The 20,712-nt window shown below is 46.5% G+C and carries 19 protein-coding genes; 9 read left to right on the top strand and 10 right to left on the bottom strand.

The features are described 5' to 3' along the window. Positions 1-108: 108 nt before the first annotated feature. Both mutM and GYX26_RS05360 read left to right on the top strand, forming a co-directional pair. Positions 109-930, top strand: coding sequence for a bifunctional DNA-formamidopyrimidine glycosylase/DNA-(apurinic or apyrimidinic site) lyase (gene mutM / locus GYX26_RS05355; RefSeq protein WP_100090257.1), 822 nt, complete (start codon positions 109-111; stop codon positions 928-930). 12 nt (positions 931-942) lie between these two features. After that, a complete protein-coding gene (locus GYX26_RS05360) occupies positions 943-1,755 on the top strand; it encodes a lysophospholipid acyltransferase family protein (protein ID WP_174828421.1) in 813 nt (270 codons plus the stop codon). A 40-nt stretch (positions 1,756-1,795) separates the two neighbouring features. Here the strand turns inward: GYX26_RS05360 and pdxH are convergent, their stop codons facing one another. Continuing rightward, positions 1,796-2,428 (bottom strand): pyridoxamine 5'-phosphate oxidase, encoded by a 633-nt coding sequence (pdxH, locus tag GYX26_RS05365; protein ID WP_174828538.1) that lies wholly within the window; start codon positions 2,426-2,428, stop codon positions 1,796-1,798. A 190-nt stretch (positions 2,429-2,618) separates the two neighbouring features. Here pdxH and hemA point away from each other — a divergent pair, with 190 nt between their 5' ends. Both hemA and prfA read left to right on the top strand, forming a co-directional pair. Next, on the top strand, positions 2,619-3,881 hold the full coding sequence (hemA, locus tag GYX26_RS05370; protein ID WP_174828422.1) for a glutamyl-tRNA reductase: 1,263 nt from the start codon (positions 2,619-2,621) through the stop codon (positions 3,879-3,881). Positions 3,882-3,965: 84 nt separating this feature from the next. After that, positions 3,966-5,048, top strand: a complete 1,083-nt coding sequence (gene prfA, locus GYX26_RS05375) for a peptide chain release factor 1 (protein WP_100136661.1) — start codon at positions 3,966-3,968, stop codon at positions 5,046-5,048. A 45-nt stretch (positions 5,049-5,093) separates the two neighbouring features. On the opposite strand, the gene GYX26_RS05380 is transcribed toward prfA, so the two are convergent. Then, on the bottom strand, positions 5,094-5,978 hold the full coding sequence (locus GYX26_RS05380; RefSeq protein WP_174828423.1) for an EamA/RhaT family transporter: 885 nt from the start codon (positions 5,976-5,978) through the stop codon (positions 5,094-5,096). 54 nt (positions 5,979-6,032) lie between these two features. Then, a complete protein-coding gene (locus GYX26_RS05385; protein ID WP_174828424.1) occupies positions 6,033-6,302 on the bottom strand; it encodes a DUF1289 domain-containing protein in 270 nt (89 codons plus the stop codon). 236 nt (positions 6,303-6,538) lie between these two features. Here GYX26_RS05385 and typA point away from each other — a divergent pair, with 236 nt between their 5' ends. The 3 genes from typA to mfd all read left to right on the top strand — a co-directional run bounded on the left by typA (position 6,539) and on the right by mfd (position 12,824). Then, positions 6,539-8,353 carry a translational GTPase TypA gene (typA, locus tag GYX26_RS05390; RefSeq protein ID WP_100090263.1) on the top strand — a complete coding sequence of 605 codons (1,815 nt, stop codon included), beginning with the start codon at positions 6,539-6,541 and terminating at the stop codon, positions 8,351-8,353. Positions 8,354-8,727: 374 nt separating this feature from the next. Further along, positions 8,728-9,216, top strand: a complete 489-nt coding sequence (locus GYX26_RS05395; RefSeq protein WP_100136657.1) for a DUF456 domain-containing protein — start codon at positions 8,728-8,730, stop codon at positions 9,214-9,216. A 188-nt stretch (positions 9,217-9,404) separates the two neighbouring features. Further along, complete coding sequence (gene mfd, locus GYX26_RS05400; RefSeq protein WP_174828425.1) at positions 9,405-12,824, top strand: transcription-repair coupling factor; 3,420 nt, start codon at positions 9,405-9,407, stop codon at positions 12,822-12,824. 121 nt (positions 12,825-12,945) lie between these two features. Here the strand turns inward: mfd and GYX26_RS05405 are convergent, their stop codons facing one another. The 7 genes from GYX26_RS05405 to glyQ form a co-directional block, all read right to left on the bottom strand. Continuing rightward, entirely contained in the window at positions 12,946-13,644 is a 699-nt protein-coding gene (locus tag GYX26_RS05405) for a M48 family metallopeptidase (RefSeq protein ID WP_174828426.1), read from the bottom strand. Positions 13,645-13,862: 218 nt separating this feature from the next. After that, positions 13,863-14,042: a hypothetical protein gene (locus GYX26_RS05410; RefSeq protein ID WP_174828427.1), complete on the bottom strand. Its 180-nt coding sequence runs from the start codon at positions 14,040-14,042 to the stop codon at positions 13,863-13,865. A gap of 68 nt (positions 14,043-14,110) precedes the next feature. Beyond that, positions 14,111-14,872: a 1-acyl-sn-glycerol-3-phosphate acyltransferase gene (locus GYX26_RS05415; RefSeq protein WP_100113417.1), complete on the bottom strand. Its 762-nt coding sequence runs from the start codon at positions 14,870-14,872 to the stop codon at positions 14,111-14,113. Positions 14,873-14,878: 6 nt separating this feature from the next. Further along, entirely contained in the window at positions 14,879-15,454 is a 576-nt protein-coding gene (gene gmhB, locus GYX26_RS05420) for a D-glycero-beta-D-manno-heptose 1,7-bisphosphate 7-phosphatase (protein WP_100090268.1), read from the bottom strand. A gap of 8 nt (positions 15,455-15,462) precedes the next feature. Then, positions 15,463-15,912: a cell surface protein gene (locus tag GYX26_RS05425; protein ID WP_194240700.1), complete on the bottom strand. Its 450-nt coding sequence runs from the start codon at positions 15,910-15,912 to the stop codon at positions 15,463-15,465. A gap of 45 nt (positions 15,913-15,957) precedes the next feature. After that, on the bottom strand, positions 15,958-18,021 hold the full coding sequence (gene glyS, locus GYX26_RS05430; RefSeq protein WP_174828428.1) for a glycine--tRNA ligase subunit beta: 2,064 nt from the start codon (positions 18,019-18,021) through the stop codon (positions 15,958-15,960). A gap of 22 nt (positions 18,022-18,043) precedes the next feature. Then, positions 18,044-18,961 (bottom strand): glycine--tRNA ligase subunit alpha, encoded by a 918-nt coding sequence (gene glyQ / locus GYX26_RS05435; RefSeq protein ID WP_174828540.1) that lies wholly within the window; start codon positions 18,959-18,961, stop codon positions 18,044-18,046. Positions 18,962-19,139: 178 nt separating this feature from the next. On the opposite strand from glyQ, the gene GYX26_RS05440 reads away from it, so the two are divergent. Both GYX26_RS05440 and GYX26_RS05445 read left to right on the top strand, forming a co-directional pair. Then, positions 19,140-19,763, top strand: a complete 624-nt coding sequence (locus GYX26_RS05440) for a hemolysin III family protein (RefSeq protein ID WP_174828429.1) — start codon at positions 19,140-19,142, stop codon at positions 19,761-19,763. 75 nt (positions 19,764-19,838) lie between these two features. Next, positions 19,839-20,711 carry a MetQ/NlpA family ABC transporter substrate-binding protein gene (locus GYX26_RS05445; RefSeq protein WP_370520853.1) on the top strand — a complete coding sequence of 291 codons (873 nt, stop codon included), beginning with the start codon at positions 19,839-19,841 and terminating at the stop codon, positions 20,709-20,711. Position 20,712 lies beyond the last annotated feature (1 nt).

Genomic DNA, 20,712 nt, shown 5'->3' on the forward strand with positions numbered 1-20,712 from the left:
CATGACTTATGCCAATTTTATCTGGTTATAGCCTGCACAACTTGTGCTTTCAAATTTATTTTCACGATGCTATTGTATCGATTTTATTCTGGATTTTATCATTAAATTATGCCTGAACTTCCTGAAGTAGAAACCACTCGGCGTGGAATTGCTCCTTTTATTGTGAATCAGACTGTTTCACAAGTAGAAGTGCGTCAACCGCGTTTGCGCTGGCCGGTGATGGATAATCTTGGCTCACAGCTTGAGGGTGAAAAGGTTTTATCAGTTAAACGACGGGCTAAATATCTGTTAATCGAGCTGGCTTCTGGCACATTAATCATTCATCTGGGCATGTCTGGCAGTTTGCGGGTCTTTACTGATTTCAGTGCGCCGCCTGTGCAAAAGCATGATCATGTGGATATTGTTTTTACTAATGGTACTTTGCTGCGTTTTCATGACCCCAGACGCTTTGGGGCTGTGTTATGGTTTGTTGGCCTGATTGAGCAGCATCCATTACTGGTTAATCTGGGACCAGAACCACTAAGCACGGATTTTGATGCTGACTATCTACAGCAAAAACTGGCTAAACAGAAACGTGCGATTAAGTTAGCAATCATGGATAATAAAACGGTTGTTGGAGTAGGCAATATTTATGCCAATGAGGCACTATTCCGCACCGGCATTCATCCGGCCACCACGGCCATGCATTTGGACAAAATGCAGGTTAGCGCGCTGACTGAAGCAATCAAACAGATATTGCAGGAAGCGATTGGTGCCGGGGGCAGCACCCTGCGCGATTTTGTGAATAGTGCTGGTCATAGTGGCTATTTTCAGCTACAGCATGATGTATATGGGCGAGCAGGAGAGCTGTGCCGGCAATGCGGGCATCCGATTGAGAAAATGGTTTTGGGTCAACGCAGCAGTTTTTACTGTCCCCAATGCCAGCGATAATGATAAATAACAATGACAAAATCAGAACATACTTCTTTGCTTACCCGCTGTGCGCGTATTTTCAAACTGGCTCTATGGTTGAGACAAACCATCAGGCGTGTAAAGCGCTTCAAGAATTTAAGCGCCACTGAGTGTAATAATGAATTAATTTCAATTGCGCACAATTTACTGCATGTACTGCACATAAAAGTAAAACCTGAACAGGCTGTACCAGATACCGCCAGCATGCCATGGTTAACTGTTGCCAACCATGTTACCTGGCTGGATATTTTTGTATTGATGGCCTATATTCCCGGTGGCTTTATTGCCAAAGAAAGTATCAAGTCGTGGCCGGTATTGGGTAAATTGGTCACCAATGGGGGCACGGTTTACATTAACAGGCTGTCGCGGCAGGACATTAATCCAGTAATCAAAGCTATAGTACAGGCACTGCAAGAAGGAAAAAATGTGCTGTTTTTTCCAGAAGCCTATACATCCGAAGGTTTAACTATGCTACCGTTTAAAGCTGCTTTGTTTCAGGCAGCCATTGATGCCGACAGGCCAGTAATGGCTGTAGCAATACGCTATTATGATTCTCAGGGACAGCGCACGCCTAAAGTAGCCTTTGCCGGCAGAACCACCTTACTGCGCAGTCTGTGGAATATTGTTTCCCTGCCGGAAATCATGGTGAAAGTTGATTTTGCTGCTTTACTGAACACTGCTGATAATAAAATTACTGACCGTTTCAGCCTGAAAACTCAGGCCGAAGATTTTATTCAGACCAAAGTACTCAGCGATAGCCCGATAACATCCACAGCATCGGCAGAAAGTGCATCCTCTCAATAACCATGGACTGATATTTAATTCAGAAATAAATTATCTTAATCTATGGTGATAAACGCTGTTTAATCCACAAGTTATTTTGTAGTTCATACTGGATACGGTCATGTAAACGGCTTGGCCGCCCCTGCCAGAATTCAATCAGTTCAGGCTGTACGATATAGCCACCCCAATGAGGTGGCCTCGGTACATTCAGCAAATATTTTGCGCTCAGTTTTGCCGCTCGTGCCATCAGCTCGGTTTTGCTACTGATAACGGTACTTTGTTCACTTGCCCATGCACCGATACGGCTGCTATATGGCCGAGAATGAAAATATGCATCGGAATCGGCTGCGGGTAATGGCTGCACCACTCCTTCCACTCGTACCTGTCGCTCCAGTTCCGGCCAGAAAAATGTGAGTGCCGCATAGGGATGCTGGCTTAAAGCGCGGCCTTTGCGGCTATGATAATTGGTAAAGAATACAAAGCCGTGAGCTGTTACTTCTTTTAACACCACAATGCGCGCATTGGGGCGGCCATGCTGGTCAACTGTAGCGATATTCATGGCAGTGGGTTCATTCACTTTGGCATGCATGGCTGCCGTTAGCCACTTTTGGAACTGTTCCAGCGGGTTGGCACAGCAATCGGCCTCATTGAGTGACTGTTTGCTGTAGTCCTGACGAATATCGTGCAAATCCAGATTATTCATAGTATTTATTCTTGCATGCGAAAAATTTATTTATACTGCCACCAGATCTGATTAGCTGCTTTTTCGACACCAATAGCGTATAATTGACCACTTTAACCGCTTTTATTTAATCAGAATGTAAAGTCTGGTTAGTAATCATCCTACCCGCGGTAGCGGGCAAACGCAAATTACTTCAGGTAACATGTCTTTAACCGTTATCGGACTCAATCACCAAACTGCCCCTGTTTCTGTGCGTGAACGTTTGGCCTTTCCGGCTATCATGCTGGCGGAAGCCTTAACTGCGCTTGGCAGTGAGACGGAAATTGCGGAAGCGATGATTTTGTCTACCTGTAACCGTACAGAAATCTACTGTATTGGTGACGCAGCCACAGTAATACACTGGCTATCCGGCTACCATCAATTACCACTGGCTGAATTTTCGCCCTATTTATACCAGTTCCATGACAAAGATGCTGTGCAGCATGCCTTTCGGGTAGCATGTGGTCTGGATTCAATGGTTCTGGGTGAACCGCAGATTCTGGGACAATTGAAAGAAGCCGTGCGTACAGCGCGTAGCCAGCATACGTTACACCAGCATCTGAACGCGTTATTTGAGAAAACCTTTGCCGCAGCAAAAGAAATTCGCAACGAAAGTGCAGTTGGTGAAAATTCGGTGTCTATGGCTGCTGCCGCAGTAAAAATGGCTGCCCAGATTTTTCCTGATATTTCTGCATTGAATGTCTTGATGGTGGGCGCCGGTGAAATGATTGAGCTGGTGGCCACTTATTTTGCCGCTGAACATCCGCAGCGCCTGACGGTACTCAACCGTACACTGGCGCGGGCACAGGAATTATGCAGCAAGCTGAATGCAGAAGCGGATGCACGCATTTTAACTGCTTTGCCTGAAATTCTGGCTGAATACGATGTAATTGTTTCTTCTACTGCTAGCCCATTTCCGGTTATCGGCAAAGGGCTGGTAGAACGTGCGCTCAAGCAGCGGCGCGGCATGCCGATGTTTTTGCTCGACCTGGCCGTACCACGCGATATTGAAGCAGAAGCTGGCGAACTGAACGATGCCTATCTGTATAGTGTCGACGATATGGTCAATATTGTGCAGCACGGTCAGGCTGCACGGCAGCAGGCTGCTGCTGCTGCTGAAAAGATGGTTGCCAGCAAGGTAGCTGAATTTATTGCCTGGCAACAAACCCGCAGCAGCGTGCCTTTAATCTGTGCATTGCGCACTCAGGGAGAAGAACTGCGGTGCAAGGCTGTAGCCAAAGCGCTGCGCCGGTTACGCAAAGGCACATCTATTGAGGAGGTGTTGCAACGTTTAAGCCACGAACTGACCAACAGTCTCTTGCATGCACCGACCAGAGCATTAAATAAAGACAGCCGGCAGCACCCTGAACTGGCTGAAGCCATCAGCCTGATTTATCACCTGCACGGCCAGAATCGGCAGCGTTAGCACGTTATTCAGCATCCAGCTTCCATTACACCTGTCCAACTTAGCTTCAATTGACTACTAACTTATTTTAATACGGAACACCAGATGAAACCTTCATTGATAAACAAGTTACAGCACCTGACTGAGCGTCTGGAAGAAGTAACCGCTTTGCTGGCTTCTCCTGACGTCACCAATAATATTGACGAGTATCGTCGCCTGACCCGTGAACATGCCGAACTCACTCCTGTGGTAGAAACCTACCGCCAGTATACGCAGGCAGAAACCGATCTGTCGGCAGCAGAAGAAATGCTTGCAGACCCTGAATTAAAAGAATTTGCAGCCGAGGAAATCAGCAACGCACGAAGCCAGATTGCACAACTGGATAGTGAACTGCAAAAACTGCTGCTACCAAAAGATGAAGATGACGATAAAAATATTTTTATTGAAATCCGTGCTGGTACCGGTGGCGATGAAGCAGCTCTGTTTGCCGGTGATTTGCTGCGCATGTACACCCGCTTTGCCGAACGCATGGGCTGGCAGGTAGAAATTGTCTCTGCCAGTGAAAGCGATCTGGGTGGCTATAAGGAAGTCATTGCGCGTATTGCTGGTATGAATGTTTACAGCCAGCTCAAGTTTGAATCCGGCGGACATCGGGTTCAACGCGTACCCACCACCGAAAGTCAGGGCAGAATTCATACTTCTGCCTGCACTGTTGCCATCATGCCCGAAGCTGATGAAGTAGCCGAAGTACAATTAAATCCCAATGATTTACGTATTGATACCTTCCGTGCTTCCGGTGCCGGTGGCCAGCATATTAATAAAACGGACTCAGCAGTGCGGATTACCCATCTGCCTACCGGAATGGTGGTGGAGTGTCAGGATGGCCGTTCTCAGCATGCCAATAAGGCACAGGCTATGCGTGTACTCGCCTCTCGTCTGTATGAACAACAGAAACATGCGGCACAAGCCAAAGAAGCGGCGGAACGCAAAAGCCTGATTGGTAGTGGCGACCGCAGCGAACGCATCCGTACCTACAATTACCCGCAAGGCCGGGTAACAGATCATCGCATTAACCTTACCCTGCACAAACTAGACTTTATTATGGACGGCGATTTAAGTGAACTGACACAGGCGCTGATTGCTGAGCATCAGGCTCAACAACTGGCACTGCTGAGTAATGCCAGCTAAAGCAGTTACAAAAAGCTGTTCTGGACACCAGAACAGCTTTTTAGTTTACATCCCCGGCAGCCATGAATTAAGGCTGCTGCCATAGAATAAAAACCAGATTGCAGCAATGGCGAGCACAATGCCAGTGGCATTCAAACCATTAATTTTTTCTTTAAACACAAAAGCGCCAATAATGGTAGCCAGCGTAATCACCCCCAGATTCATGCCAGCAAACACCAGCGATGGATCCTGCTGAAACTGTTGATGGGCACGGATATAAAAAAGAATATTGGCAAAGTTCAGACCGCCTAATAATAAACCGGCCAGAATACTGGCTACATTCCAGACCGTTCTGCGCAAACACAGATAACCTGTAATCAGAATAGCAGCCAGAATAAATGTCACCTGTAAAGTTGGTGCAAAGGCCGTCCCACTTTTGGCCATCTGTTTAAACAGAATATCTGTTGTACCGTAACATAGCCATACGCCGAACAAATAGCCAGCAGTACTGAAAAAACCACCCTGTCCCTTACCTTTAGCAGGATTCTGCCGGTACAGTAGTGTTAGCAGTGCCATCAGAGCCAGCGCAATACCAATAATCTTGTTGCTACTCAGGTTTTCACCAAAAAATACGAATGCAGCCACAATAGGCAAAAACAGTGACAGGCGCTGTGCTGCATCGGTTTTAACCATCCCGGCCTGCTCAATAGCCCGCCCCAGCACAATAAAGCCTAGCGGCAAACCAATCCCCAGTGCCAGAAAAATAATCCAGTGACTTGTGTACATATGCCAGTTAGCAAAATCCGGGCGCAGAAAAAACCAGTTGCACAATGCAGCTACCGGATAATTAACCGCTACAGCCTGAGCAATATTTACCCCGTTTCTGCGCGCCAGTTTTAATAATACTGAGACCGAAACACTACACAAAATACTAATAATTAAGAAATGCATTTCCCCTCCTAAAACAAAATAAATTTAGGCCTGCTTAGCCTGTTATTCAGGAATTTAAAAATCAAAATCCGCCTGTATCCATAATTGCGCCATCAGCCTGTCTCCACCCTCACCTGTTTGCTTAGCCTGCCATAATAGCTGTTCCAGCTTGCGCCGGCGCAAGACACATAAACGCAGCACATGCTGCTTCTGTGTATCAGATAAACGCAACCAGTGTAGACGCTCATCCCGGCTGCGCAGACAGCCCTTGCAATAGCCCTTGTGATTACTTTCGCACACACCACGGCAAGGGCTCGGAATAACAAAAAATTCTAACTGTTCCATCGCTCAGATTCCTGTGAGCCACAACAGTGCAGCGATAGTAACCAATCTCTGCGCCTGCCGGCCATAGGTAGATAAGGCAAACAATAACTGTGGTGCATACTCTGGCATAAATCAGCCACTTTAGCACAGATAGACAGTCTGATTTTGCTAAATATTCCACGAAAACCAGAGTAAATGTTATAATTCAAGGTTAATTTACCATCCAAATAGCAAATACAACTAGGTTACACACTCCCATGAGTAAAAAAATTCGTAATATTGCCATTATCGCACACGTCGACCACGGCAAAACCACACTGGTAGACCAGTTATTGCGCCAGTCCGGTACTTTCCGTGCCAATCAGCAGGTAGACGAACGGGTGATGGATAGCAACGATCTGGAAAAAGAGCGTGGCATTACCATTCTGGCTAAAAATACCGCCATCGAATATGAAGGCTTTCACATCAATATCGTTGATACCCCGGGACACGCTGACTTCGGTGGTGAAGTAGAACGTGTACTGGGCATGGTGGACTGCGTACTACTGCTGGTAGACGCACAGGAAGGCCCGATGCCGCAAACCCGATTTGTGACCAAAAAAGCACTGGCACTGGGGCTGAAACCTATCGTGGTTATCAACAAAATTGATAAACCAAGTGCCCGTCCAAGCTGGGTTATCGATCAGACTTTTGAATTGTTTGACAAACTGGGCGCTACTGACGAACAGCTCGACTTCCCCATTGTATACGCTTCCGGCCTATCCGGCTTTGCCAAATTGAATGAAGAAGACGAATCCAGCGACATGCGCCCGCTGTTTGATACCATACTGAAATACACTCCCGAACCATCAGGTGATGCGGATAAACCACTGCAATTGCAGATTTCCCAGCTTGATTATGATAACTACACTGGCCGCTTGGGTATTGGCCGTATTCTGAACGGGCGTATTAAACCCGGTCAGGTAGTGGCTATCATGAATGAAGATCAGCAGATTGGTCAGGGACGGATTAACCAGTTACTTGGTTTCAAGGGTTTGGAACGTATTCCTCTACAGGAAGCTGAAGCGGGCGATATTGTTACCATTTCCGGTTTGGAAGACATTGGTATCGGCGTCACCATTGCCGACCGTGAACAGCCTCAGGGTTTACCCATGCTTAGCGTGGACGAGCCTACACTGACCATGGATTTCATGGTTAACACCAGCCCGCTGGCTGGCACCGAAGGCAAATTTGTCACCAGCCGCCAGATTCGCGAGCGTTTGCAAAAAGAATTGCTTACCAACGTGGCTTTGAAAGTTGAAGACACCGCTGATGCAGATGTTTTCCGTGTTTCCGGCCGTGGTGAACTGCACCTGACCATTCTGATTGAAAATATGCGTCGCGAGGGCTATGAGCTGGCGGTTGGTAAACCCCGTGTGGTTTTCCGCGAAATTGACGGCGTAAAATGCGAGCCATACGAAAATCTCACCGTAGATGTGGAAGACAACACTCAGGGCGCGGTAATGGAAGAATTGGGTCGCCGTCGTGGTGAACTAACCAATATGGAAAGTGATGGCAAAGGACGCACCCGTCTGGAATACCGCATTCCTGCGCGTGGCCTGATTGGTTTTCAGGGTGAATTTATGACCATGACCCGCGGCCAAGGCCTGATGAGCCACGTATTTGACAATTATGCACCGGTTAAAGCTGAAATACCCGGCCGCCGCAATGGTGTATTGGTATCGCAGGAACAGGGTGACGCCGTGGCCTATGCCTTATGGAATCTGGAAGACCGTGGCCGCATGTTCATCAATCCGGGCGAAAAAATCTACGAAGGCATGATTATTGGCATTCACAGCCGTGACAACGATCTGGTAGTCAACCCGCTGAAAGGCAAAAAACTGACCAATGTCCGTGCCTCTGGTACAGACGAAGCAGTACGCCTGACGCCACCGGTACTGATGTCTTTGGAAGCTGCGGTCGAGTTCATTGATGATGATGAACTGGTAGAAATCACCCCACAAACCATTCGCCTGCGTAAACGTTACCTAAGCGAGCAGGAACGGCGCAAACACTTTAAAAAACTGGATTAATTCTGGTTATTTATCTAAAAACAGGCAGCTTTTACGGGCTGCCTGTTTTTAGATTAGTGTAAATATGCAGATAAACAAAGCTTTTGTCTTTAAAATAAATCACTCTATAAAGTTTGCATTTGCCAAGATACAACATGAGCAAAAACATCAGCAAAATAATATAGCTCCATATGTCATTAATTATTTCAGACAATCTCTTAGCTCTAAAATCCAAAGCCAATATACAAATACCATTTCAAACTGCTAAAATTACCAATTGCTAACTCTCAGATTACATATTTTTTATTTTCACAACAAAAATTTCTCTTGTTTGTGAAAACAGCATCCCCCATCTCAACATTCGTTATTTCGTTTTTCGTAAGGACTAATTTGCCATGACCGCAGTATTGGTGATACTGGCTATTGTTTTATTGCTTATCGGCCTGTTAGGCACATTCATGCCCGCCTTGCCCGGATTGCCCTTAATGTTCGGTGGTGTCTGGTTACTGGCGCTAAGCAGCAATTACCAGATAATGGGTGCAGGAACATTGATTAGTCTGGGTATTTTAACCATACTGGGCTGTGCCATGGATTATATGGCCGGCATGCTGGGAGCCAAACACAGCGGCGCGAGCAGAAAAGCTATTTGGGGATCGTTTATTGGTGCCATTATAGGTATGTTTTTTGCTCTGCCCGGCATGATACTTGGCCCCTTGCTGGGTGCAGCCGCTGGCGAATTTGTAGCCAGACGTAATCTGGTGGCCGCTGGTAAAGTGGGATTTGCTACGGTTATCGGCTTGGTCCTTGGCGTAGTAGCCAAAATTGGCTGCGCATTCGCCATGCTGATAACCATTGCTGTTATGTATCTGTATTCATTATATTGATGCCGTCTGTGTTCTCGCAAAAAAATTGTGGCTACGGTATCTGAACGAGTACTGTAGCCATTTATCCGCTTTCCTATACCTGTTCAGACCCATCTGGATGTAATTGCCTGTCAGTACAGGCTTGTCTTATCATAGCTTGCCCATAAGTATTGACAATCAAATTAATTATTACCTGTAAAACTGAAATTATGCCCGCTGTTACCCATTTTGCATTGCCTAAAGTCAGTCAGACTGTATTCTGGCCAGATTTAAACGCTGGTAGCTTGCCATTGCTGCTCAGCGAACATTTACCAGAAAAAAAACTGAAAATCATTCTGACTGCCGATGCTGAGCAGGCCATTCGCATTCAGTCAGCCTGGCAGTTTTTCGATCCGTCAGCACGGATAGTATTTTTTCCCGACTGGGAAACCTTACCCTATGAACATTTTTCCCCTCATCAGGAACTGGTATCCGAACGCCTCAGTACCTTATGGCAATTAAAAAATGGGCTGGTTGATGTTTTACTCCTGCCTCTGGCCACAGCAATGCAAAAAATTGCGCCGCCTTCATTTCTGCTGGGCCGCACTTTCTGGCTGAAAGCTGGTCAGCAATTGGACGTAGATGCACTTAAGCATAGCCTGATTGAAGCTGGTTACAATCATGTTACGCATGTTGTGGCAACAGGTGAATTTGCTACTCGTGGCGGTATTCTGGATATTTTCCCTATGGGTAGCGATATACCGTTTCGACTGGATTTATTCGATAACGAAATTGATACCATTAAAACCTTCGATGCTGACAGCCAGCGCACATTAACCAGTGTAAATGAAATCCGCCTGCTACCTGCCCATGAATTTCCTACCGACAGCGATGCACAAAAAATCTTTCGCAGCCGCTTTCGTGAAGAAATCAGCAGCGATGCCCGCAAGGCCACTGTTTATACCGCGGTATCCGAAGGCCATTTCGGAGCAGGTGTTGAATACTACCTGCCTTTATTCTTTGAAGAAGAATGTGTCAGCATTTTTGACTACATCAATGCAGACGCCATTCTGGTTTGTCTGGGTGATATACATAATGAAGCCGCCCGTATCTGGCAAGACGTTAAACAGCGTTATGCCTTGGCACAGGGCGATCCGGCCTATCCGCCTCTGGCGCCCAGTTACCTGTATTTGAGTGAAGACCAGTTTGGCGCACGCATTAAATCTTACCCACGTCTGGTACCTCAATTAAGCGAAGATAATATTTATGCCCTGCCCCGTGTCGCTGTTGACCGTCAGGCAGACGACCCACTGCATGCATTGAAAATTTTCCTGCAACAACATTCTTACCGGGTGCTGATTTGCGCTGAAAGCCTCGGACGGCGTGAAACCATGTTGAATTTCATGCGCGAGTATAATTTACAACCTAACGTCGTAAACGGCTGGCAGGATTTTCTCAACAGCACCACCAGCCTGTGCCTGACAATTGCGCCATTAAGTTATGGCTGCCTGTTACCAGAACAACAACTGGCCATCATTACTGAAGCTGATTTATACCAGTATATTGTGCGCGGCCGCCGTACACGACGCAAACACAGTGCTGTTTCCGACGGCATGCTGCGCGATTTAGCTGAAATCAAAATTGGCGACCCAGTCGTTCACGAACAGCATGGTATCGGTCGCTATCAGGGACTGGTTACACTGGATTTGGGCGAAGGCGCCAGTGAAATGATGCTACTGGAGTATGCTGAGGGTTCACAGCTATACGTGCCTGTTGGCCAGCTACATTTGATTTCACGTTATGCAGGCAATGCCCATGAAAATATCAGCTTGCACAAACTCGGCCATGGTGCCTGGGATAAAGCGCGCCATAAAGCGGCTGAAAAAGCTCGCGACACTGCCGCAGAGCTGCTAAATCTTTATGCCCAGCGAGAAGCCCAGCAAGGACACCGTTTCAGTTTGAATGAAATGGATTATCAGGCCTTTGCCAATGGCTTTGGCTATGAAGAAACCGAAGATCAGGCGGCTGCAATTGCTGCCACCATTAAGGATTTATGCGCTGAAAAACCCATGGACCGGCTTATTTGCGGCGATGTAGGCTTTGGTAAAACCGAAGTAGCCTTACGCGCAGCCTTTGTTGCCGCCATGGCTGGTAAACAGGTAGTGGTTCTCGCGCCAACAACATTGCTGGTAGAGCAACATGCACAGAATTTTGCTGACCGCTTTGCTGATTTTCCCATTAAAGTGGCACAGCTATCCCGTTTTAATACCAGCAAGCAGACACAGGCTACGCTGGCCGGTCTAGCTGATGGCACAGTAGACATCGTAATTGGTACACACAAGTTGGTACAACCAGATGTACATTTTAAAAATCTGGGGCTGGTTATCATAGATGAAGAACATCGTTTCGGAGTACGTCAGAAAGAACAGTTGAAACGTTTGCGCGCTAATGTCGACGTACTTACCCTCACCGCCACACCTATCCCACGGACATTGAGCATGGCACTGGAAGGTTTGCGTGATTTTTCACTCATAACCACAGCGCCCAGCCGCCGTCTGGCGGTGAAAACTTTTGTTCGTCCTTTTAGTGATGGTTTGATACGCGAGGCTGTAATGCGTGAACTGAAACGTGGCGGTCAGGTTTTTTTTCTGCATAATGAAGTAGATACTATAGCCAACAGCTATGAAAGACTGAGTACCTTACTGCCCGAAGCACGCATTGGTATTGCTCACGGTCAATTACGTGAACGTGAGCTTGAACAGGTGATGCGCGATTTTCTCCAGCAGCGTTATAACATTTTACTGTGCTCAACCATTATCGAAACTGGAATTGATATTCCCAATGCCAATACCATTATCATCGAACGGGCAGATAAATTCGGCCTTGCTCAGCTACACCAGCTACGCGGCCGCGTAGGCCGTTCCCATCATCAGGCCTATGCTTATTTACTGGTACCGGAAGCGATGACTAAAGATGCGCAGAAACGTCTGGAAGCCATTGAAATGGCCGATGATTTGGGCGCAGGCTTTACTCTGGCCATGCAGGATCTGGAAATCCGTGGTGCAGGTGAAATTCTGGGCGAAGGACAGTCGGGTGAAATGATTCAGGTAGGCTTCACTCTGTATACTGAAATGCTGAAACAGGCTGTACGTAACCTGAAAAAAGGCCGCGAACCTGATCTGGATGCGCCATTGGGTATCACCAGTGACATCAAGCTGCATAGCCCTGCTTTACTGCCAGAAAGTTACTGCCCCGATATTCATGCCCGTCTGGTGCTTTATAAACGTCTGGCCAGCTGCGAAACCGAAGCTGAGATAGATCAGATACACGAAGAACTCATCGACCGCTTCGGCTTGCCCGAACCGGCTGTATCTACTCTGATTGCCAGCCACCATCTGCGCATTGAAGCAGCCGGTCTGGGCATCGATACCATTGATGCCAGCAGTGAAACCATTACGTTTACCTTTGGCAAGCATCACCGTATCAATCCGGCAACGATTGTGGCTATTATGCAAAGTGACAAAAACTACCGTCTCGTTGGTGCAGACAAACTCAGGGTGAATATTGCGATTGAAGATGTTATGCAACGCGTACAGATAATTAAAAACATCATGAAGCAGCTTGCTGTCGATATGGCTAAATCAGACTGATAATAAAACCTTCTATAATTTCACCATAAAATTAGCGGTAATACAGCCCAGGCTGTATTACCGCTAATTAGTATTATCTAAGCAGACTGGCAGCGTAACAGGTATTAGCCACAAGTAGATTTCAGCTCACCTTATCCAGTGCAAACAGCTCAGTACCATGCTGTTTTAGCCATAAACGCGCATTAACTGTATCGGCTGTATATTCGGCCACCATCGCCCAGAATGCCTTACCATGATTGGCATGACGCAAATGGCAGAGCTCATGAATGCAGACATAATCCACCACAAAAGCAGGTGCACCAATCAAGCGCCAATTTAAGCGGATACCGGTACGTCTGCGGCACACCCCCCAAAAAGTACGCGCCTGACTTAAAGCCATTGCAGCCGGTTGCAATTGCATTACCTGAGCCCAGTATTGCAAGCGCGATAATAATTCAGTTTGAGCATGCTGCTTTAGCCATGCACTCAAAGCCTCATGCGGTAATTGTGCAGCCGCCAGTGGCAACAAAAATCCCTGCTGTGCATGCCATTGCACACAAGTAAGCACAGCCACCAGCGTATAAGAATAAGTCTGGCCACGAAACCAAATATATGCGGGTAAAGCCGTTGAGATTTGTACCGCCTGTTGCCACAACTTCTTAATAGAAGGTTCATGAGCACTTAACCATTGATACAAAGACTTCATCGATACAAATGGTGGTACATTGATATCCAGCAAATCGCGCGAAGCTGTACGTACAATAATATTTTTCCGCGCAGTACGTCGCAGTTTCAGTCTGATGGCACAGCCATCCGCAGTTGTATGAATAAACACCGACATAACAACTAATCTGTCACAACCCTGTAAAAAATAACTTCGTTATAGACTACTATTTTTACATACCAATACACAAACCCATTTATTCTGTTTTGTGTACAACCACATCAAACTAGAATCAGCCGAAAAAAGCAATTTAACAATTGGCCATCAGACTGGTTTTTTATGAATAAAAGAATATTTTGTTTGGCAATTTGATGACAGGCACTCAAGCTTAACAGCTATATATTACCGTCATTACCAATAAATTCATAATCACCTGAAAGAATGACAATATTAACCCTGAGTTTGTCTGTAGCAATAAAACAGTAGTTTTTACCACTATGCATAATAGCCACAATCGTAGCCGGATTGATACGGTGATGCTTCAAAGGTAAACGTAATGATTTTACTGCTGGCATCACAGTATCAATGCCCAGACTAGCTGCTTTGATGCGTAGATGATGATGGCTGGCAATCAGACAAGACGTTAATGCTGCAATACCGGAGTGGGCGTTTGCGGGTTTTGCGGTGCGAACGGGCCAACACCCTGAATCTTAATCTGCTGGTCTTCTATCCACTGTTCACACAGTTTGATTAATTCTTCTGGCGTGTGTGCGATTTCATAATGAATCGGTGCACCAATCACTACGGTTACTTTACCCGGATATTTCAAAAAAGAATCCTTAGGCCAGAATTCGCCGCTATTTAAGGCCACTGGCACCAGATTCATATGCAGCATCTGAGCCATACGCGCTGCCCCTTTTTTATAATGCCCGCGGTATCCGGGTTTAATCCGTGTACCTTCCGGAAAAATACAAATCCACATCCCTTTTTGACGGCATATTTTACCCTGACTGATAATCTGAGCATTCGCAGCTTTCGGATTATTGCGGTCAATACCTATTGTGCCGCGCCATTTCAGTGCCCAGCCAAATATCGGAATGCGGAAAAGCTCACGTTTGGCAACAAAGGCCAGATCAGGAAAAAAGCAAAGCATGGCCAGGGTTTCCCAGCCAGACTGATGTTTACAGCATACAATACTCGGCTCATGCGGAATATTCTCCCGGCCAATTACTTCATATTTCAAGCCAATAACGTGCTCCAGCATCCAGAACAGCACTTTTGCCCATGCGGTAGTTGTCCATGTAATACCTTTGGGAATAAGCATGGAAATAATAACTACCACCAGCCATACCAGCGAAAATACACATAAACAAAACCAGTAAATTAAATTACGTAACAACAACATGTTATATTATTCCTCGGCTGCCTTTTCAGCCTGTGTGCGACAAAATTTGGCAAAATCCAGCAAATCGTCATACACCTGTGTATCATCCGGCAAAGTCTCCATTTTCAGCGTTTCTTTGCCTTTTCCTGTTAACACAAGCACCGGATGTCCGCCAATTGCTGCGATTGCCTGCATATCGCGAATGCCATCCCCTACCAGCCAGGTATTTTCAGCCTTCATATGCAAACGGTCGAGAATGTCCAACAACAAACCCGGTTGGGGCTTGCGGCAGTTACATTTGGCATTATTGGTATGCGGGCAAAACCAGACTCCGCTCAGGCGGCCACCGGCTTTCTGAATATGGGTATGCATTTTGCCATGTACTTCATTAAGCTCCTGCATACTCACCTGATCGCGTCCGATTCCAGACATATTTTCGGCCACAACTACGGTGTACCCACTTTGAGTTAAAAAGGCAACAGCATCCATACTGCCGGGTAAAGGAAGCCATTGGTCAGGGTCGCTAATTGGCTGCGGCCGCATTGCATTCAGCACACCATCACGATCAAGAATAATTAATTTGCCTTTTCCACTCAATGCCATAATGATCCTTACTGGTTTGGCTTCAAACTTTGACGCCACTGAATCAGGGCACTATCAAATACTCCGTCAAGCAAAACCTGATTTTTATCATTTATTTCTACATGATAAAAACTTTCCAGAGCTGGCGTATTCAGGGTTTGCACGTAGTCTTCCATAAAACGGCCATAGCCTTCCTCTTCATCCTCATAGTAATAAAGCGAAAAACGGCGTCCTTCATCATTGAAATCACTGTCTTCCAGACAACCAGCCATATTATTCAGAACAAATTCAGCTCCGCTCATCACTTGTGCCTTTAGCGCAGCCATGTCTTCTTCTGCCGCCTCATCCCATTGCGGGTTATATAATCCACGGCGGACAATCCATGACCAATAATAGCCCATATGCGTAGCAGCATTGGCCATAGCCAGCGCTGGCGGATAATCTTCTTCTGTATGAAACACTACATTATCAAATATCATGATTTGACTCTCATCCACTATAAGAACGGACTGTACAAACAGATATTACTCATTCAGCAAAGCAATGTCGGCCACTGCATTCATCTGGTGTGACAAAAACAGTAACAAAGCCAAGCGATTATTTCTGATCGCTTCATTTTCATCCATTACCATCACATTAGTAAAGAATGTATCCACCTTTTCTTTGATACCAGTCAACTCCGCCAGTGCCTGAACAAAATTCTGTTGCTTCAGGGCAGCCTGAATTTTTACGGCTACCTGTTCAGTTGCCTGATACAGGTTCTGCTCATCCTGTTGCTGTAAAAGTGTAGTTGCCATAGCAGGTAAAGTAGAAATATCGACTTTTTTCAGCAAATTGTGCACACGCTTGTTCGCGGCTATTAATGCAGTAGCCTCATCCAGCTGTTTAAACTGAGTTACAGCAGCCAGTCTCGCTTCCAACTCACCCAGATTCTCCACATTACCAGCCAGCACGGCAGCTACCACATCCTGCGCATAAGTATTCTGTAACAGAATGGCCAGACGTGCCTGCATGAATTCGGCTACCTCGCTCACTGTATTAGCAGCCAGCTTGCCAGCAGGAAAAGTATCAAATGCAGCCTGTAATAGCGGTGTTAGCGCCAGATTATGCTGCATCAGCATCCGCAGAATACCCAGCGCACTGCGGCGCAATGCGTACGGGTCTTTGTCTCCTGTTGGAATCAGCCCAATACCCCAGATACCCAGCAAAGTTTCCAGCTTGTCAGCCAGAGCCACTACTGTACCGAGTAAATTATCCGGTAATGCATCATTAGCAAAACGCGGCCAGTAATGTTGCTCAATTGCCACAGCCACATCGGTATCTTCACCATCATGCAGTGCATAGTATTTACCCATCGTACCCTGCAATTCAGGAAATTCACCAACCATATCAGTAAGTAAATCCGCCTTAGCCAGCTCGGCCACTCGAGCTGCCTTATTAACATCAGCACCTAACAGCGGTGCAATTGCTGTGGCCAGCTGGGTAATGCGCTGCACTCTTTCTGCCTGACTGCCCAGTTTATTGTGGTAAACGACATTTTGCAGACGGGATAGACGGCTGGCCAGAGAGGTTTTCTGATCCTGAAGGTAAAAGAACTCAGCATCAGCCAGACGTGCACGCAGCACACGTTCATTGCCATGAATAATATGAACTGGATTTTCAGTCTGTAAATTGGATACCAGCAAAAAGCGGTTAATCAGTTTGCCTTCACTGTTTAACAGCGGGAAATATTTCTGATTCTGCTGCATGGTTAAAATCAGGCATTCCTGTGGTACCTGTAAAAAGCGCTCATCAAAACCTGCCTGCAATACTACCGGCCACTCAACCAGTGCCGTTACTTCATCCAGCAAACCTTCAGCATAGGCCACCTGCGCATGCATTGCTTTCTCAGCCTCACTTAAACCTTGTTCAATGCGGGCACGACGCTCAGCAAAGCTGGCTACAACCTTACCTTGTTCCAGTAATTGTTGCGCATAATCTGCTGCATGGTTAAATGTAATCCGGCCCTCACTCAGGAAACGGTGGCCTAATGTCCAGTTCTGACTGCTTAATCCCAGCACACTGCCGGCAACGGTTTCAGTACCGTGCAGCATAACCAGCCCATGCACTGGCCGAACAAAGGTATAAGTACTGCTACCCCAGTGCATTACCTTGGGAATAGGCAGTTTCTTAATGGCCAGATTCAGAATATCACTTAACAATGCACTCAATGGCTGGCCAGCCTGAGTATACTCATATGCAAACACCATCTGTTTGCCATCATCAATCTGGCTGAGCTGGTTAATTTCTACCTGATTACTGCGGGCAAATCCCAGCAAGGCTTTGGTAGGTTCACCATCTTTCATGCCAGCAGCCACACTCGGGCCTTTTTTCACCATGCGCTGGTCTGCCTGCACCGGTTTAACATTCTGTACCAGAACACCTAAACGTCTGGGTGCAGCAAATACCTGATAATCAGCCACACCACTGATGAGTTGTGCTTTCTCCAGTCCTTCAACAACACCAGCAGCCAGACTTTCGCCCAGATTATTCAGAGCTTTTGGTGGTAATTCTTCGGTACGCAGTTCAATTAATAAAGGAGCATTCATGCAAGTATTACTTTCATTCGGTTCAGGCTGTCTGGCCGTTAGTATTTTTTTTCAGTAACGGGAAACCAAGTTTTTCGCGGCTTTCCACATATTTATGCGCAACTGCACGGCTTAAAGCACGTACACGGCCAATATAAGTGGCGCGTTCAGTCACAGAAATGGCGCCACGTGCATCCAGCAGATTAAATGTATGCCCGGCCTTGAGTACCAGCTCATAGGCTGGCAGCGCCAGACTGACATCCTCTACGGCCAGCAGGCGTTTGGCCTCCGCTTCATAATGGTTAAACTGCGCCAGTAACCATTCTGCATTACTGAACTCAAAATTATAAGTAGACTGCTCTACTTCATTCTGATGGTATACATCGCCATAAGTCACAATCTGCCCGTCCTGAGTTTTAGCCCAAACCAGATCGTAGACATTTTCAACGCCTTGCAAATACATGGCCAGCCGTTCAATGCCATAAGTAATTTCACCCAGAACCGGTGAGCAGTCCATACCGCCTACCTGCTGAAAATAGGTAAACTGTGTCACCTCCATGCCATTGAGCCATACCTCCCAGCCCAATCCCCAGGCACCCAGGGTAGGATTTTCCCAATCGTCCTCAACAAAGCGGATGTCATGCTTACGCGGATCAATACCCAGCTCCTGCAAAGAGGCCAGATATAACTCCTGAATATTATCCGGTGCCGGCTTTAACGCCACCTGAAACTGGTAATAATGTTGCAGGCGATTCGGATTTTCACCATAGCGGCCATCCTTAGGGCGGCGGGATGGTTGCACATAAGCTGCAAACCAAGGTTCAGGACCCAGAGCGCGCAGACAGGTGGCCGGATGGCTGGTGCCCGCGCCCACCTCCATATCCAGAGGCTGCAACACCACACAGCCATGGCGAGCCCAGTAATTCTGTAAAGTAAAAATAATTTCTTGGAAAGTCAGCATGACGGGAAATTTCTGATAGTCTGCAAAATTGTCTATTTTACTGTGCTTGCCAGCAGTTGAACAGCCATCATCACGTTCCTGAATAACCTCCGGATAAATAATAAAATCAAAAAACACTTGCACCTTCTGGCTGGCGGTGAAACGATAGCCTTTTCATTTATTAATTCCATCTCTCAAAATGTATCGTGGCGAACGCTTTAACGCATATTCTCATCTTATCGGCTTTATCCTTGCCATTGTAGGTACAGGATTTCTCCTAATCAAATCTGCACATTATGGAGATACTTACCGTATTGTAAGTTCAGTTATTTACGGTACTAGCCTGATACTTCTATATGGTATATCAACCCTGTATCATTCCGTTCCTTCACACCGCGCCAAGGCAGTGTTACAAAAATTTGACCACTGTGCCATTTACTTGCTCATTGCCGGCAGCTATACCCCTTTTACCCTCACAACATTAAACGGTGGCTGGGGTTGGTCATTACTCGGTGTATCGTGGGGACTGGCAATATTTGGTATCATTCAGGAAGTGACTATTGGCCGCAAAAGCGAAACCCGCATCCTGTCACTGATTCTTTATCTGTTGATGGGCTGGCTGATTATTATTGCCATCTATCCGCTGACACAGCGCATGTCTTCACCAGGTTTATTCTGGCTGACTAGCGGCGGTCTGGCATACAGTATCGGCATTTACTGGTTTATCAATGATGAAAAAATCCGCCATGGACATGGCATCTGGCACTTATTTGTAATGCTGGGCAGTCTGGCACAATTTATCTGTGTTTATGCCTATATCTGAAATTACGCTAATACAGATACCTGAATACTAATGCCGCAAACATCAACTCTAATTACAAACGATTAAATGAAAGAAATTTTAGTGAAGATATACTTGAAAACCTTGCTTGTAAGTCTGTGCATCCTCACTCTGGTTGCCTGTAGTGGTGAAAAAACCACGCAATCTGCTGCTTCATCGGAACAGGTAAAAAAAGAAATTATTATCGGCACTACCGTAGGCGACTTTGCCGATATGGTGCGTGATCAGGTGAAGCCCGAACTGGAAAAACAAGGCTATAAAGTACAACTATTGGAATTTACCGATTATGTTCGTCCCAACCTGGCACTGGCAGATAAATCTATTGACATCAACATTTTTCAGCACAAGCCATATCTGGATGATTTTGCCCAGTCGCGCCATCTGGCAATCATACCGGCTTTTCAGGTTCCTACCGGCCCTCTGGGCATATATACCGGCAAGCTGGATGAATTGAGTGCAGTAAAAAGTGGTTCCAGCGTCTCCGTACCCAATGACCCCTCCAATCTGGCACGTGCACTGGTTATGCTGGACAAGCTAGGCTGGATTACCCTAAAAGCCAACATTAACCCCCTTAAAGCTTCACTGGCTGATATTGCCAGCAATAACAAAAACATCAAACTGGTACCACTGGAAGCCGCCCAATTACCACGCTCCCGTCACGATGTGGATTTTGCAGTGATAAATGGCAATTTTGCCACCAGCTCAGGCCTGAAATTTACATCAGCCCTGTTCCTTGAACCCGGCTATACCTATGTTAACTGGGCTGCAATTCGTGCTGCCGACAAAGACAGACAGTGGGTAAAAGACATAACAGCCGCATACAACTCAGCTGCATTTAAACAGTATGCGTTCAAACGTTTTGCCGGTTACAAATATCCTGAATCCTGGGGTATACACGGCGACAAAACCGCATCAGTACCCGTACAATAAT

This window comes from Snodgrassella sp. ESL0253 (assembly GCF_013344965.1).
Lineage (GTDB): Bacteria > Pseudomonadota > Gammaproteobacteria > Burkholderiales > Neisseriaceae > Snodgrassella > Snodgrassella alvi_B.